Annotated in this window: 16 protein-coding genes; 12 read left to right on the top strand and 4 right to left on the bottom strand. The window is 71.4% G+C overall.

Translation table 11 applies throughout. The features are described from left to right. Positions 1 to 17: 17 nt before the first annotated feature. Positions 18 to 590: a helix-turn-helix domain-containing protein gene (locus tag ACZ7L1_RS12805; RefSeq protein WP_471436630.1), complete on the bottom strand. Its 573-nt coding sequence runs from the start codon at positions 588 to 590 to the stop codon at positions 18 to 20. Between the two features lie 78 nt (positions 591 to 668). Between ACZ7L1_RS12805 and ACZ7L1_RS12800 the strand changes: the two genes are divergently transcribed. The 5 genes from ACZ7L1_RS12800 (at position 669) to ACZ7L1_RS12780 (ending at position 5,385) form a co-directional block, all read left to right on the top strand. After that, positions 669 to 1,604 (top strand): NAD(P)/FAD-dependent oxidoreductase, encoded by a 936-nt coding sequence (locus ACZ7L1_RS12800; RefSeq protein ID WP_471436628.1) that lies wholly within the window; start codon positions 669 to 671, stop codon positions 1,602 to 1,604. Between the two features lie 29 nt (positions 1,605 to 1,633). Further along, positions 1,634 to 3,181, top strand: a complete 1,548-nt coding sequence (locus ACZ7L1_RS12795; protein ID WP_471436626.1) for an ATP-dependent DNA ligase — start codon at positions 1,634 to 1,636, stop codon at positions 3,179 to 3,181. Then, positions 3,178 to 3,660, top strand: coding sequence for an NUDIX hydrolase (locus ACZ7L1_RS12790; protein WP_471436624.1), 483 nt, complete (start codon positions 3,178 to 3,180; stop codon positions 3,658 to 3,660). Before ACZ7L1_RS12795 ends, ACZ7L1_RS12790 begins: the two co-directional genes overlap by 4 nt. Before the next feature lie 83 nt (positions 3,661 to 3,743). Beyond that, entirely contained in the window at positions 3,744 to 5,129 is a 1,386-nt protein-coding gene (locus tag ACZ7L1_RS12785; protein WP_471436622.1) for an NADP-dependent succinic semialdehyde dehydrogenase, read from the top strand. 25 nt (positions 5,130 to 5,154) lie between these two features. Next, complete coding sequence (locus ACZ7L1_RS12780; RefSeq protein ID WP_471436620.1) at positions 5,155 to 5,385, top strand: DUF6213 family protein; 231 nt, start codon at positions 5,155 to 5,157, stop codon at positions 5,383 to 5,385. A 21-nt stretch (positions 5,386 to 5,406) separates the two neighbouring features. Here the strand turns inward: ACZ7L1_RS12780 and ACZ7L1_RS12775 are convergent, their stop codons facing one another. Next, positions 5,407 to 6,072: a transcriptional regulator gene (locus tag ACZ7L1_RS12775; RefSeq protein WP_471436618.1), complete on the bottom strand. Its 666-nt coding sequence runs from the start codon at positions 6,070 to 6,072 to the stop codon at positions 5,407 to 5,409. A gap of 141 nt (positions 6,073 to 6,213) precedes the next feature. Here ACZ7L1_RS12775 and ACZ7L1_RS12770 point away from each other — a divergent pair, with 141 nt between their 5' ends. The 3 genes from ACZ7L1_RS12770 to ACZ7L1_RS12760 are packed head-to-tail and all read left to right on the top strand — an operon-like array spanning position 6,214 to position 9,130. Further along, on the top strand, positions 6,214 to 7,335 hold the full coding sequence (locus tag ACZ7L1_RS12770) for a type III polyketide synthase (RefSeq protein ID WP_471436937.1): 1,122 nt from the start codon (positions 6,214 to 6,216) through the stop codon (positions 7,333 to 7,335). Between the two features lies 1 nt (position 7,336). Next, entirely contained in the window at positions 7,337 to 8,584 is a 1,248-nt protein-coding gene (locus ACZ7L1_RS12765) for a cytochrome P450 (protein WP_471436616.1), read from the top strand. A gap of 6 nt (positions 8,585 to 8,590) precedes the next feature. Continuing rightward, complete coding sequence (locus tag ACZ7L1_RS12760) at positions 8,591 to 9,130, top strand: cupin domain-containing protein (RefSeq protein ID WP_471436614.1); 540 nt, start codon at positions 8,591 to 8,593, stop codon at positions 9,128 to 9,130. Positions 9,131 to 9,149: 19 nt separating this feature from the next. Here the strand turns inward: ACZ7L1_RS12760 and ACZ7L1_RS12755 are convergent, their stop codons facing one another. Then, a complete protein-coding gene (locus ACZ7L1_RS12755; protein WP_471436612.1) occupies positions 9,150 to 10,376 on the bottom strand; it encodes an acyl-CoA dehydrogenase family protein in 1,227 nt (408 codons plus the stop codon). Positions 10,377 to 10,564: 188 nt separating this feature from the next. Here ACZ7L1_RS12755 and ACZ7L1_RS12750 point away from each other — a divergent pair, with 188 nt between their 5' ends. Further along, the gene (locus tag ACZ7L1_RS12750; protein ID WP_200422164.1) at positions 10,565 to 11,209 is read left to right on the top strand and encodes a TetR/AcrR family transcriptional regulator; all 645 of its coding nucleotides are present in this window, start codon (positions 10,565 to 10,567) and stop codon (positions 11,207 to 11,209) included. Positions 11,210 to 11,334: 125 nt separating this feature from the next. Here ACZ7L1_RS12750 and def read toward each other — a convergent pair whose 3' ends face one another. After that, positions 11,335 to 11,874, bottom strand: a complete 540-nt coding sequence (gene def / locus ACZ7L1_RS12745; protein ID WP_471436610.1) for a peptide deformylase — start codon at positions 11,872 to 11,874, stop codon at positions 11,335 to 11,337. 142 nt (positions 11,875 to 12,016) lie between these two features. On the opposite strand from def, the gene ACZ7L1_RS12740 reads away from it, so the two are divergent. The 3 genes from ACZ7L1_RS12740 (at position 12,017) to ACZ7L1_RS12730 (ending at position 15,294) form a co-directional block, all read left to right on the top strand. Then, a complete protein-coding gene (locus ACZ7L1_RS12740) occupies positions 12,017 to 13,255 on the top strand; it encodes a MurT ligase domain-containing protein (RefSeq protein WP_471436609.1) in 1,239 nt (412 codons plus the stop codon). A 19-nt stretch (positions 13,256 to 13,274) separates the two neighbouring features. Continuing rightward, positions 13,275 to 14,003 (top strand): type 1 glutamine amidotransferase, encoded by a 729-nt coding sequence (locus tag ACZ7L1_RS12735; protein ID WP_403617653.1) that lies wholly within the window; start codon positions 13,275 to 13,277, stop codon positions 14,001 to 14,003. Between the two features lie 265 nt (positions 14,004 to 14,268). Then, a complete protein-coding gene (locus ACZ7L1_RS12730) occupies positions 14,269 to 15,294 on the top strand; it encodes a 6-phosphofructokinase (protein WP_471436607.1) in 1,026 nt (341 codons plus the stop codon). The last annotated feature ends 46 nt before the right edge of the window (positions 15,295 to 15,340 follow it).

Here is a 15,340-nt window from a genome sequence, read left to right as displayed (position 1 = left end):
GGGAACAGTCGGATGCGTCACGGACGGGCGGGCCGCGCCCGTACGTGCATCCGCTCTCCTTGCGGCCCGAACAGGCTGAGGAACTCCACCGGCCCCTCCCCCGTCGACCCGAACCAGTGCGGCACCCGCGTGTCGAACTCCGCCGCCTCCCCCGCGGTCAGCACCACGTCGTGCTCACCCAGCACCAGCCGCAGCTTTCCGGACAGCACGTACAGCCACTCGTAGCCCTCGTGCGTCCGCGGATCCGGTGCCGGATTGCGCTGCGGTTCGAGGACCTTGAACGCCTGGAGGCCGCCGGGCTGCCGGGTCAGTGGCCAGTGGGTGCGGCCACCCCGGACGATCGGCTCGGCGCGCACCCGCGGGTCCCCCACCGGCGGCGCACCCACCAGTTCGTCCAGCGCTACCTGGTGGGCCTGAGCGATCGGCAGCAGCAGTTCGAGGCTGGGTCTGCGCAGGCCCGACTCCAGTCGGGAGAGGGTGCTGACGGAGATGCCGGTGGCCTCCGACAGCGCCGCGAGCGTCACCTCCCGTTCCTTGCGGATCCGTCGCAGCCTCGGGCCCACGCCTGCCAGAACGTCGTCCGTACTCATGGTCGTATTGCACTTTCGGCAAACATGTTTGTCAATGCGGCAGCGTGTGGGCGACCTTCGGGTGCGGAGGTGGTCACCATGACCGAGAAGTACGAGGTGGTCGTCGTCGGTGGTGGCGCGGCCGGGCTGTCGGCGGCGCTGGTCCTGGGGCGGGCGCGGCGCCGCACGCTCGTCGTGGACGCGGGCGAGCCGCGCAACGCGCCCGCCGCGCACATGCACGGGTATCTGTCTCGGGACGGCATGCCGCCGGCGGACTTCCTGGCCGCCGGCCGGAAGGAGATCGCGCGATACGGCGTCGAGCTGGTCCGGGACCTGGCGGTGGACGCGGCCCGGGGTGCGGACGGGGAGTTCGCCGTGACGCTCGCAGGCGGGCGGACCGTACAGGCCCGGCAGCTGGTGCTGGCCACAGGCCTGCGGGACGAGCTGCCCGACGTGCCCGGTGTGGCCGAGCGCTTCGGGCGGGATGTGCTGCACTGCCCGTACTGCCACGGCTGGGAGGTGCGCGACCGGGCCTTCGGCGTGCTGGCGACGACGCCGCTGAGCGTGCACCAGTCGCTGCTTGTCTCCCAGTGGTCGAAGGACGTGACCTTGTTCCTGCACACGGTCCCCGAGGAGGAGCTGACGGACCGCGACCTGCGCCGGCTTGCCGCGGCCGGCGTTGCCGTGGTGTCCGGGCAGGTCGCGGGGCTGGTGGTCGACGGCGACCGGCTCGCCGGAATCCGGCTCGCGGATGACACGGTCCACGGCTGTTCGGTTCTTTTCCTCGCGCCCCGCGCCCTGCCCCGCACCGGGCTGTTCGAGCGGCTGGGCGCCGAGCTGCGAGAGACCCCTTTCGGCACGTACCCCGTGGTCGACGAGCGAGGTCTGACCACCGTGCCAGGGCTGTGGGCGGCGGGCAATGCCATCGGCTTCGCGGAGCAGGTGGTGAACGCGGCGAGCCGCGGTCACCGGGCGGGGGCCGCGATCAACGCGGAGCTGCTGATGGCCGATCTGGACGCGGCCGTCGGGGTGTAGGCAGGCCGCCTCCGGTGCACCATGACTGCATGCTGCTGAGCCGGCTCGCCCGTGTGTCCCAGGAGGTCGCCGCCACGTCGGCACGGTCCCGGAAGATCGCGCTGCTCGCCGAGCTGTTCCGGGCCTCCGACGCGGACGACGTGCCGATCGTCATCCCGTATCTGGCCGGACGCCTGCCCCAGGGAAGGCTCGGCATCGGCTGGAAGCTCCTCGACCAGGGCGTACCGCCGGCCGAGGAGGCCACGCTCACCGTGCGGGACGTGGACGCCCGGCTGACGCGGATCGGCTCGGTCACCGGCACCGGCTCGCAGGCGGAACGCAGGAGGCTGGTCGGCGCGTTGCTGGCGGCGGCCACCGCCGAGGAACAGCGGTTCCTGTTCGGACTGCTCACCGGGGAGGTGCGGCAGGGGGCGCTGGACGCCCACGCCGTGGAGGGGCTGGCCGGGGCGACGGGCGCCGATGCGGCGGACGTACGGCGGGCCGTCATGCTCGCCGGATCGCTGCAGACCGTGGCGCGGGCCCTGCTCGCCGATGGCCCGGCGGCCCTGGAGGCGTTCCGGCTCACGGTCGGCCGCCCGGTGCTGCCGATGCTGGCACAGACCGCGTCCTCGGTCGCCGAGGCCGTCCGGAAGCTGGGTGCGTGCGCCGTCGAGGAGAAGCTCGACGGCATCCGTGTCCAGGTCCACCGGGACGGCGACGAGGTGCGCATCCACACCCGGACCCTGGACGACATCACCGACCGGCTGCCGGAGATCACTTCGGCCGCCCTTGAGTTGCGCGGCGAGCGGTTCATCCTGGACGGCGAGGTCATCGCCCTGGACGAGGACGGCAGGCCGCGCTCGTTCCAGGAGACCTCAGGGCGTGTCGGCTCCCGGGTGGACGTGGCGACGGCCGCCGCGTCCGTCCCCGTCTCCCCTGTCTTCTTCGACGCGCTGTCCGTGGACGGCCGGGACCTGCTGGACCTGCCGTTCACGGACCGCCACACCGAGCTGGCCCGGCTGGTCCCGGAACCCATGCGGGTGCGGCGCACGCTCGTGCACGACCCCGGGGACCCCGAGGACGTCGCCGCCGCGGAGACCTTCCTCACCGAGACACTGAAGCGCGGCCACGAGGGCGTGGTGGTCAAGGCGCTCGACGCCCCTTACAACGCGGGCCGGCGCGGCGCGTCCTGGCTCAAGGTGAAACCGGTGCACACCCTCGACCTGGTGGTGCTGGCCGCCGAGTGGGGCCACGGTCGCCGCACCGGCAGGCTGTCCAACCTCCACCTCGGCGCCCGCAGCCCCGACGGCTCCTTCGCGATGCTCGGCAAGACGTTCAAGGGCATGACGGACGCGATGCTCGCCTGGCAGACCGAGCGGCTGAAGGAACTGGCCGTCGAGGACAACGGCTGGGTGGTGAAGGTACGGCCCGAACTCGTGGTCGAGATCGCCTACGACGGGCTGCAGCGCTCCACCCGCTATCCGGCCGGCGTCACCCTGCGCTTCGCCCGGGTGGTGCGCTACCGGGAGGACAAGCGCCCCGAGGAGGCCGACACCGTGGCGACGCTGCTGGCCGCCCACCCCGAGGTGGCGTCGTGAGCGGGGGGAGCAGGCGCAGCGCGGGTCTGCTGCTGTTCCGGCGCACCGACCACGGTCCGGAGGTCCTGCTGGCCCATATGGGCGGCCCGTTCTTCGCGCGCCGCGAGGTCGGCGCGTGGACCGTGCCCAAGGGCGAGTACGACCCCGACGAGGCTTCCTGGGACGCGGCCCGCCGTGAGTTCCGGGAGGAGCTGGGGCTGCCACCGCCCGACGGCGGGGCCGTCCCGCTCGGCGAGGTGCGGCAGAGCGGCGGCAAGACCGTCACGGCCTGGGCGGTCGAGGCCGATCTCGACCCGGCGGCCGTCGAGCCGGGCACCTTCACGATGGAGTGGCCGCCGAAGTCGGGACGCCTTGAGGAGTTCCCCGAGGTGGACCGGGTGGCGTGGTTCGGCCTCGACCGGGCCAGGGAGGTGATCGTGAGCGCCCAGAGGGCGTTTCTGGACCGGCTCGCGGAGCACTCGGGCCTGGGCGGTGTCTGAGCGACACCGGGACAACGCCGCCCGCGTTGCGGCCGCCACCGCCGCGCGGGAAGGTCGAAGCAAGCCTTTCCAGGAGGTCAGCCATGCCCATCGCCACCGTCAACCCGGCGACCGGCGAGACGCTCAAGACGTACGACGCCCTGGGCGCGGAGGAGATCGAGCGCAGGCTCGCCGCCGCCGAGGCCGCGTTCCGCACCCATCGCACCACGACGTTCGCCGAGCGGGCGCTGCTCATGCGCAAGGCGGCCGACCTGCTGGATGAGGGCCAGCAGGACATCGCCCGGGTGATCACCACCGAGATGGGCAAGCCGGTCAAGCAGGCCCGCGCCGAGGCCGCCAAGTGCGCCAAGGCGATGCGCTGGTACGCCGAGCGTGCCGAGGAGCTGCTCGCCGACGAGGAGCCCGCCGACGTCGACGTGAAGGACTCGGGCGCCTCCCGGGTGATCGTGCGCTACCGGCCGCTCGGCCCGGTGCTCGCCGTGATGCCGTGGAACTTCCCGCTGTGGCAGGTGATCCGGTTCGCCGCGCCCGCGCTGATGGCGGGCAACGTGGGCCTGCTCAAGCACGCCTCCAACGTCCCGCAGACCGCCCTCTACCTGGAGGACCTGTTCCGCCGGGCGGGCTTCCCCGAGGGCTGCTTCCAGACCCTGCTGATCGGCTCCGGTGAGGTCGAGAAGGTACTGCGCGACCCGCGGGTGAAGGCGGCCACGCTCACCGGCAGCGAGCCGGCGGGCCGCTCCGTCGCCTCGGTCGCCGGGGACGAGATCAAGAAGACGGTGCTGGAACTGGGCGGCAGCGACCCGTACATCGTCATGCCGTCCGCGGACCTTGACCGGGCCGCGCAGGTCGCGGTGACGGCCAGGGTGCAGAACACCGGGCAGTCCTGCATCGCCGCCAAGCGGTTCATTGTGCACTCGGACGTGTTCGACGCGTTCGCCGAGCGGTTCACGGCCGGGATGCAGGCGCTCAAGGTCGGCGACCCGATGGACGAGGAGACCGAGGTCGGGCCGCTGTACAGCGAGCGGGGCCGCACCGACCTCGAGGAACTCGTCGACGACGCGGTGGAGGCGGGTGCGACGGTGCTGTGCGGCGGCGAGCGGCCCGACCGGCCCGGCTGGTACTACCCGCCGACCGTCCTCGCCGACATCACCCCGCAGATGCGGATCCACCACGAGGAGGCGTTCGGCCCGGTGGCCACGCTGTACCGGGCCACGGACCTGGACGAGGCGGTGGCAATCGCGAACGACTCACCGTTCGGACTGAGTTCGAACGTCTGGACCCGCAACGAGGTCGAAGTCGACCGTTTCGTGCAGGACCTGGAGGCCGGCGGGGTCTACGTCAACGGGATGACGGCGTCCCACCCGGCGTTCCCGTTCGGCGGGGCCAAGCGCTCCGGTTACGGGCGCGAGCTGGCCGAGCACGGAATCCGCGAGTTCTGCAACATCACCACGGTGTGGCACGGGGTGTGAGCGTCGCGCGGTTACGATCGCCTCTGTGAACCGCGAAGTGACCCTGCCTCTGATCGTCGACGACCGCGGGACCTTGCAGGTGGCTGCCGCCGATGTGAGCAAGTTGCTGCGCAGGCTGGGCGGTCGATGGGTGCGGCTTGTGGAGGAGGGGGAGCAGGGGTTGGACGAGGACACGGTGGCCGAGTTGGCCATCGAGCTGGCGAAGCTCGCGGACCGGATCGACGTCGCGTGCATCGCGCACAGCAGTGGTTCGTAGGGCTGCCTGGGGCCACTGCGGTCAGCCCTTGCCGTCCAGTTCCCACAGCGCGTGCCAGAAACTGGTCTCGTGGTACTGGAGAAGGCGGCCGTAGCGGTGGGCGCGCTCCTCGTTCAGGCTGGCGGTGTCAAGGCCCTCCTGGATCGCAGCGCTCGCCTTCCGGTCCAGGTCCGGGGACGGCTGCGCGAAGAGGTCGAAGAAGGCGCAGGCCTCGTCGGTGAAGCCGTAGTAGCTGCGTAGCGCCTGCGCGATTCTGGCGCAGTAGTCGCCCCAGGTCGCGAAGTTGGCGCTCAGGGCCAGGACGACGTCGGCCGGTTCCCCGTTCAGGGCCAGCCAGGCCACGTAGGCGGCATACCCCTGGCAGTCCGCCATCGGCTCGTACCCGGCCGGCTTCGCCTCCTGGCAGGCGGCGGCGTACGCGCCCAGACGATCCTGGGCCACGGCCTCGGCCTCGGCGAGCGCGGTGAAGAAGTCCGCGCACGCCGGCTGGTCCCGGCTGCGCTCGGCGAGGTGCTGGAAGGCACGGCGGTCGGAGGCGATCACATCCCGCTGTTCGGCGGCCAGGGCGGCGAGCGTCGCGGGCCGGGCCGCCCCGCGGGCGATCAGCGGAAGCAGCCGGTTGGCGTGCGGATCGGGGGCGAGCCTCTCAGTGGCCGTCTCCAGCAGTTCCCCGGCCGTACGTGTCATGACGCTCCTCCTCGGACCACGGTCTGTCACTCTGCGCACTTACATCGTCACTGTACGTCCACCACTGGATCGGAGTAGCACCGCGAGATATCCCCGCTGTGCCGGGTGATCGTGGGTGGACCACCCGCGTACGGGTGACGAATCCCCTTCCGCCGGGGGACGAGGAGTCCTCCGCCAAGGCGAAAGAAGGCGCGCTCCATGGCGACTCTGTGCAAGCCCGCGGTTTCTGTCCCGGAACACGTGATCACGATGGAGGAGACGTTGGACCTGGCGCGCTCCCGCCACCCGGACCACCCCCAACTCCCTCTTGCGCTGCGGCTCATCGCGAACACCGGGGTCAAGACCCGGCACATCGTGCAGCCCATCGAGGAGACCCTGAAGCACCCGGGCTTCGAGGAGCGCAACAACATCTACGAGGCCGAGGCGAAGGCCCGCGTGCCCGCGGTGGTGCAGCAGGCGCTGGACGACGCCGAACTGCTCACCACCGACATCGACGTGATCATCTACGTGTCGTGCACCGGGTTCATGATGCCCTCGCTGACCGCGTGGCTGATCAACTCGATGGGCTTCAGCACCGACACCCGGCAGATACCCATAGCCCAGTTGGGCTGCGCCGCAGGCGGCGCGGCCATCAACCGGGCGCACGACTTCTGCACGGCCTACCCCGACGCCAACGCACTGATCGTGGCCTGCGAGTTCTGCTCGCTGTGCTACCAGCCCACCGACCTGGGCGTCGGCTCCCTGCTGTCCAACGGCCTGTTCGGCGACGGCATCGCGGCGGCGGTCGTGCGCGGCCAGGGCGGCACCGGCGTGAAGCTGGAGCGCAACGCCTCGTACCTGATCCCGAAGACCGAGGAGTGGATCGCGTACGACGTCCGGGCCACCGGATTCCACTTCCTGCTGGACAAGCGGGTGCCCACCACGATGGAACCGCTCGCCCCGGCGCTCGACGGACTGGCCAGGCAGCACGGCTGGGACGCCTCCGAGCTGGACTTCTACATCGTCCACGCGGGCGGCCCGCGCATCCTGGACGACCTGAGCAAGTTCCTGCACGTGCCGTCGGAGGCGTTCCGGTTCAGCCGGGCCACGCTCACCGAGTACGGCAACATCGCGAGCGCCGTCGTCCTGGACGCGCTGCGCAGGCTGTTCGAGTCGGGCGGTGCCGAACACGCGGCGCGCGGGCTGCTCGCCGGTTTCGGACCGGGCATCACGGCGGAGATGGCGCTGGGCCGCTGGCACATCTCCGGGAACGGGAAGAAATGAGATGACCACCGACACGGACGACAGGCGGCGCGCCGCGGCCGGGGGGACGAGCGGCGGGAGCCTGCCGCCGGTCCGCCCCTGGCCCGCCCTCCACCCGCCCGGCCCGGACTTCGACCCGGACCTGGCCGAGCTGGTGCGCGAAGGCCCGGTCATCCGGGTCGGGCGGCCCGACGGCGAGGGCTGGGCCTGGCTCGTGACCCGCTACGACGATGTGCGTGCGGTCACGAACGACCCCCGGTTCGGCCATGAGCCGGTCAGGGACGGTCGGCCGGCCCGGCTCGCCCCGCACGTCGTCGCGCAGCGGGACGCGGTCGCCTTCCCGAACCCGTCCGACCCTGCCCGGCCGCGCCGCTCGGTCGCCGCGGCCCTCACGGCGCGCGGCGTCGAGCGGGTGCGCGAGACGGCGCGGCGCATGCTCGACGAACTGGTCGACGAACTGCTCCAGGACGGGCCGCCCGCCGACCTCACCGCGGCGGTCCTCGGCCCGTTCCCCGGCGCCGTGATCTGCGAGCTGATGGGGGTCCCGGCCGCCGACCGGCACGACATGCGCACCTGGACCCGGCTCATCCTCTCCCCCGCCCAGGGCACGAAGGCCGGCGAGCGGGCCAGGGACGAGATGAGCGCGTATTTCACCGGCCTGATCGGCGCCCGCGAGAGCGGCATCGGCGAGGACGTCGTCTCGCTGCTCGGGGCCGCCGTCGGCCTGGGTGAGGTGGCACTCGACGAGGCGGCCGGCCTCGCGGTGCTGCTGCAGATCGGCGCGGAGGCGGTCACCGACCACACCGGCCGGATCTTCCACCTGCTGCTGACCCGCCCGGATCTGACCGAACGCCTGCGGGCCGAGCCGACGATCCGTCCGCAGGCCGTCGACGAACTGCTGCGCTACATCCCACACCGCAACGCCGTGGGACCGCCCCGGGTCGCGACGCAGGACGTGGAGGTCGGGGGCGTACGGATCCGGACGGGTGAGGCGGTGTATGTGTCGTACGCGGCGGCGAACCGCGACCCGGGCGTCTTCCCGGACCCGGAGACGATCGACTTCGCGCGCTACCCGAACCCCCATGTGGCGTTCGGCTCCGGCCCGCACCGCTGCCCGGGCGGCATCCCGGCCCGGCTGGCGTCCGAGATGCTGCTGGACGCCCTCTTGGACCGGGTGCCGGGGCTGCGGCTCGCGGTGCCGCCCGATGAGGTCCCGTTCCGCAGGGGCGCGCCGACCCGCGGCCCCGAGGCCCTTCCCGTGACGTGGTGAGCGCTCATGACGACGACTGACAGACCAGTGGCCACCGAGGGACTGTTCGTGCCGCCGGGTCATGGACGCGTGGTCCAGACACCGGCCCAGCACGTGACGTTCAAGGTGACGGGCTCGCACTCGCGCATGGCATCCACGTTCGAGGTGATCGTGCCGCCGGGCTTCGACGTCGGCGCCCATGTGCACACGCGCAGCGAGGAGCTGTTCTACGTGCTCGAGGGCGAGCTGGACGTGCTCGCCTTCGAGCCCCGCGTACGGACCCCCGACAACTGGCAGAAGTGGGAGTCGAGCTCGGGCCGCCGGGTGCTCCGCGCCACCCCGGGCACGGTCATCGTCGTACCCCCCGGCTGCCCCCACGCCTTCGCGAACCCGACGGAGACCCCGGCGAAGATGTTCTTCCAGGCGTCCCCGCCTCCGGACCACGAACGCTACTTCGAGGAACTCCTGGAGATCCTCGGCGACGGGGGCCCACCGGACCAGGAGGCGATCGAGGCGCTGCGGAGGCGGTACGACATCGAGCAGCTGACGCCGCTCAAGCACCGTTAGAGCCTGTGGTGGCGGGCCCTCAGCGAATGGGCATGCCGGAAAGCGTCCGGGCGATCACCAGCCGCTGGATCTCGCTCGTGCCCTCGAAGATGGTGTAGATGGCCGCATCCCGGTGCATCCGCTCCACCGGGTACTCCCGCGTGTACCCGTTGCCCCCGAGGATCTGTATCGCCTGCGCCGTGACCTTCTTCGCCGTCTCACTCGCGAACAGCTTCGACATCGACCCCTCGGCAGCGGTGAACGGCTTGCCGTTGACCGCCATCCACGACGCCCGCCACACCAGCAGCCGCGCGGCGTCGATCTGCGTCCGCATGTCCGCGAGCTGGAAGGCGACGCCCTGGTTGTCGATGATCGGCCGCCCGAACTGCTCGCGCGTCCTGGCGTAGTCGAGGGCCACCTCGTACGCGGCGCGGGCGGTGCCCACCGCCATGGCTCCCACCGCGGGGCGGCTCGCCTCGAACGTCGCCATCGCCGCGTTCTTCAAGCGCTCACCGCCCTTCTTCGCCCTCTCCCGGGCACGGGCGAGCCGCTCGTCCAGTTTCTCCTTGCCGCCGAGCAGACAGGAGCCGGGAACCCGGACATTGTCGAGGATGACCTCGGCGGTGTGCGAGGCACGGATGCCGTGCTTCTTGAACTTCTGGCCCTGGGCGAGGCCCGGCGTGTTCGGCGGGACGATGAAGGACGCGTGGCCCTTGGAGCCGAGCTCCGGGTCGACGACCGCGACCACGACGTGGACGTTGGCGATGCCGCCGTTGGTCGCCCAGGTCTTGGTGCCGTTGATCACCCACTCGTCCTTGGCCTCGTCGTACACGGCGCGCGTGCGCATGGAGGCGACGTCGGAGCCGGCGTCGGGTTCGGAGGAGCAGAAGGCGGCCACCTTGACGTCGCTGGCGTCGCCGTACATCTGGGGGATCCAGGTACCGATCTGCTCCTCGGTGCCGTTGGCGAGGACGCCCACGGCGGCCAGTCCGGTGCCGACGATCGACAGCGCGATGCCCGCGTCGCCCCAGAACAGCTCCTCCATCGCCACGGGGATGCCGAGACCCGTGGCGTCGAAGTACTGCTGGGCGTAGAAGTCGAGGGAGTAGATGCCGACCTTCGCGGCCTCCTGGATGACCGGCCAGGGAGTCTCCTCACGCTCGTCCCATTCGGCGGCCGCGGGGCGGATGACATCGGCGGCGAAGCCGTGCAGCCAGTCCCGGACCTCCTTCTGTTCGTCGTTGAGCTCCATGGTGAACTCGGCCATGTCCCCTCCAGCACTGCGCTAACATGTTACTTGCGGTAACAGCAGTCTGTTACTCACCAGTAGGAGAAGTCAACTCCCGGACCCGCCGGTGCGCCTCCTTGGCGAGTCGGCAGCTCGTTCGATACCGACCCGCCATTCAGTGTTACTTTGCGCAGGCGTCACCGAATCAGGACGGGTGGGGAGAGATGATGGACACCACGCAGCGGACCGATCAGGAGCGGTCCGCCGACCGCCGACGGCGAGAGTTGCTCGAGGCCGCCGACCGAGTGGTGCTTCGCGACGGCCCCGGGGCCTCGATGAACGCCATCGCCGCCGAGGCCGGCATCACCAAGCCGATCCTCTACCGCCACTTCGGCGACAAGGGCGGGCTGTACGCGGCGCTCGCCAAACGCCACACGGACGCGCTGCTCGACTCGCTGAGGGCGGCGCTGGACGCCCCGGCGGACCGGCGCGAGCGGGTGGAGTCCACGCTGGACACATACCTGGCGGCGATCGAGGCACGGCCGCAGGTGTACCGCTTCCTGATGCATCCGGCGGAGGGCGGCTCGCAGAACGACCAGGGCTTCGACACCGGCCGCCACTCGATCCCGCTGCTGCGCCGCATGGGTGAGGAGCTGGCCCAGGTCATCGAGGAACGCCTGGACCTCGGCCCGGACACCCACCAGCTGGCGCGGGTGTGGGGCCACGGCATCGTCGGCATGATGCACGCCGCCGGCGACTGGTGGCTAGGGGAACGGCCTTGCTCGCGGGCGGAGTTGGTCCGGAGCTTGGCGGACCTGTTGTGGGGTCGTTTGGCCGCGGCCGGGGATCGCATAGGAGGCCCCGGGTTCTGAAGCGCCCCGAAAGGGGTGCGGGACCTGTGTCGATATGCGGCTCCGCCGCGATGGGGGCCCCTGTTCGAGCGAAGCCGAGCACTTGGGGCAGCGACCAGCCACAACCCGCCAGTGGTCGCCGACGTTCATCGCCCCCACGGCGCTCGCGCCACCTGTCGCATCACCCGACGGTGGCGCCAGCCACTGAGCCGGTCCGCGTACAGCCCACCGGCCAGGTGATCGCACTCGTGCTGCAGGCACCGGGCGAACCACCCGGTGCCCTCCACCCGCACCGGCTCCCCCTCCACCGTGAACCCCTCTACAACAGCCCGGTCGTACCGCTCCGTCCCCGCCTCAAGGCCCGGCAGGGACAAGCACCCCTCCGGACCCCGCAGCACCACACCGTCCGCCGCCACAAGGCGTGGGTTGACCATATGTCCCAGATGACGGACGTCCTCGTCGTCCGGACAGTCGTACACGAACACCCGCAACGGCTCGCCGACCTGATTCGCGGCCAGGCCGACGCCCCGTGCGGCGTACATCGTCGCGAACATGTCCTCGACGAGCCGGGCGAGTTCGGGTCCGAAGTCGGTGACGTCCCTGCACGGCTCGCGAAGTACGCGGTCGCCGAGCACGGTGATGGGCCGGACGCGCCCTCGGGCGCCCGGGATGGTGCGATGTGGCATGCCGGCAAGGGTACGGTCGGCAGGGCCGCGCGGGTGCCGGGGTGGTGCCGCGGTTCGGGGGCGTGCGGGGATCTCGATAGGCTGAGGCCCACACGTTGCCGGAACAGGGCGCGGCGCTGTACGCAAGGAGGATCGAGAACTGATGGCAGGCAACTCGGACCCGCTGACGCCGCGGGCCAAGCTGGCCGTGACCGCGGGCAAGGCGGTCGCTGCGGCATCGCGCGCCGCGGGGCGCGGCAGCGGTTCGGTGATCGGCGGCCGAGTGGCGCTGAAGCTCGACCCCGACCTCCTCGCCCGGCTCGCCCAGAACCTGGACGTCGTCCTGGTCTCGGCGACCAACGGCAAGACCACGACCACCCGGCTGATCGCGGAGGCGCTGCGCGCCGCGGGTCCGGTCGTCTCCAACGCGCTCGGCGCCAACATGCCCGCCGGCATCACCTCGGCGCTGGCGGGCGGTTCGGACGCCAAGTTCGCCGTGATCGAGGTCGACGAGAAGTACCTCGCCGGGGTCGCCCGCGACACCGACCCGAAGTGCATCGCGCTTCTGAACCTCTCCCGGGACCAGCTCGACCGCGCCGCCGAGACCCGGATGCTCGCCGAGAACTGGCGAGAGGGCCTGGCCGGGTCCAAGGCCGTCGTCGTCGCGAACGCCGACGACCCGCTGGTCGTGTGGGCCGCGTCCTCCTCGCCCAATGTGATCTGGGTCGCCGCCGGCCAGATGTGGAAGGACGACGCCTGGTCCTGCCCGTCCTGCGGCGGCGTGATGCAGCGCCCCGGCGACGACTGGTACTGCGGCGAGTGCGGCTTCCGCCGGCCGACCCCGAGCTGGGCGCTGTCCGGGGACCACGTCCTCGACCCGCACGGCTCCGCCTGGCCGATCCACCTCCAGCTGCCTGGCCGCGCCAACAAGGCGAACGCCACGACCTCGGCCGCCGTCGCCGCCGTGTTCGGCGTGCCCCCGCAGGTCGCGCTGGAGCGCATGTACCAGGTGCAGGCGGTGGCCGGACGCTACGACGTCGTCCAGTTCCAGAACCGGGACCTGCGGCTGCTGCTGGCGAAGAACCCGGCCGGCTGGCTGGAGACGTTCTCGCTGATCGACCCGCCGCCGACCCCGGTGATCCTCTCCGTGAACGCGCGCTCGGCCGACGGCACCGACACCTCCTGGCTGTGGGACGTCGACTACACACGGCTGACCGGGCACCCGATCTTCGTCATCGGCGACCGCAAGCTGGACCTCGCCGTGCGCCTGGAGGTCGCGAACCAGTCCTTCCAGGTCTGCGAGAACCTCGACCAGGCCGTGCAGGTCGCGCCGCCGGGCCGGATCGAGGTCATCGCCAACTACACCGCGTTCCAGGACCTGCGCCGCCGCGTCGGCAACTGAGCACGAAGGACGATCATCGATGAGTGACAACCAGTTGCGTCTGGTGTGGATCTACCCGGACCTGCTGAGCACCTACGGCGACCAGGGCAACGCGCTCGTCGTGGAGCGCCGGGCCCGTCAGCGCGGCCTCGACGTGGCCCGCCTCGACGTGCGCAGCGACCAGCCGATCCCGACCTCCGGGGACATCTACCTGATCGGCGGCGGCGAGGACCGTCCGCAGCGGCTCGCGGCCGAGCGGCTGCGGCGCGACGGGCATCTGTACCGGGCCGTGGAGAACGGCGCGATCGTCTTCTCGGTCTGCGCCGGCTACCAGATCCTCGGCCACGAGTTCATCAACGACCTCGGGCAGCGCGAGCCGGGCCTCGGCCTGCTCGACGTGGTCTCGGTGCGCGGCGAGGGCGAGCGGTGCGTCGGCGACGTCCTCGCGGACATCGACCCGCGCCTCGGCCTGCCCCCGCTCACCGGCTTCGAGAACCACCAGGGCGTCACCCACCTCGGCCCGACCGCCCGCCCGTTCGCGCAGGTGAAGCTCGGCAAGGGCAACGGCACGGGCGACGGCACGGAGGGCGCGTACAACGACACGGTCTTCGGCACGTACATGCACGGTCCCGTGCTGGCGCGCAACCCGCAGATCGCGGACCTGCTGCTGAAGCTGGCGCTGGACGTCAACGCGCTGCCGCCGGTCGACGACCGCTGGTACGAGGCGCTGCGCAACGAGCGCATCGCGGCGGCGCAGCAGCCCGCGTAGGTGCAGCCGGGCGAGCCGGCGTAGGTACGGCCCCGCCACAGCCCGACGGAAACGGTTCCGCAGGGGTCGCGTCCGCAGGCCCGTACACCGGTCGGCCAACCTGCGGCAACCGGCCCGTCTGACAGTGCGTCCGCACAGCTGAGCGGGCGCGTCCAGCAGGCGGACGCACGGTGCGGCCCCGCCCCCCTTCGCCGGTAGGGTGGCGGGGATCGAGCCGGACAGCGCGGTCCGGTCCCGTGCCCACGTTGAGAAGGTATTTCGGGCTATGCGCATTGGTGTCCTCACGTCCGGCGGTGACTGCCCCGGTCTGAACGCCGTCATCCGGTCCGTCGTGCACCGCGCCGTCGCCGACCACGGCGACGAGGTCATCGGCTTCCGGGACGGCTGGAAGGGTCTCCTGGAGTGCGACTACCTCAAGCTCGACCTGGACGCGGTCAGCGGCATCCTGGCCCGCGGCGGCACCATCCTCGGCTCCTCCCGGGTCCGTCCCGAGCACCTTCGGGACGGCGTGGAGCGGGCCCGGGGCCATGTCGAGGAGCTGGGTCTCGACGCGATCATCCCGATCGGCGGTGAGGGCACGCTCAAGGCGGCCCGGCTGCTGTCCGACAACGGTCTGCCGATCGTCGGCGTGCCGAAGACCATCGACAACGACATCGCCGTCACGGACGTCACCTTCGGCTTCGACACGGCCGTCGGTGTGGCCACCGAGGCGCTGGACCGGCTGAAGACCACCGCGGAGTCGCACCAGCGGGTGCTGATCGTCGAGGTCATGGGCCGCCACACCGGCTGGATCGCGCTGCACTCCGGGATGGCGGCCGGCGCGCACGCGATCGTCGTGCCGGAACGCCCCTTCGACATCGAGGAGTTGACGGCCCGGGTCGGCGAACGGTTCGCCGCGGGCAAGCGGTTCGCGATCGTCGTCGCCGCGGAGGGTGCCAAGCCCAAGCCCGGCACGATGGAGTTCGACGAGGGCGGCAAGGACATCTACGGGCACGAGCGGTTCGCGGGGATCGCCCGGCAGCTCTCGCTCGAGCTGGAACAGCGGCTCGGCAAGGAGGCCCGTCCGGTGATCCTCGGCCATGTGCAGCGTGGCGGTACGCCCACGGCGTACGACCGGGTGCTGGCGACGCGGTTCGGGTGGCATGCGGTCGAGGCCGTGCACCGGGGCGAGTTCGGCATGATGACCGCGCTGCACGGCACGAAGATCGTGATGGTGTCGCTGGCGGAGGCGGTGCAGACGCTGAAGACGGTGCCGATGGAGCGGTACGCCGAGGCGGAGTGTGTTCTGTAACGCATCGGCAGACTTCAGCCGCCCCCGGTCGCAGCCCCGGCCGGGG

The organism is Streptomyces sp. NPDC107546 (assembly GCF_055639175.1).
The sequence above is the reverse complement of the archived record's forward strand: the minus strand, read 5'-3'. Positions and strand labels throughout refer to the sequence as shown.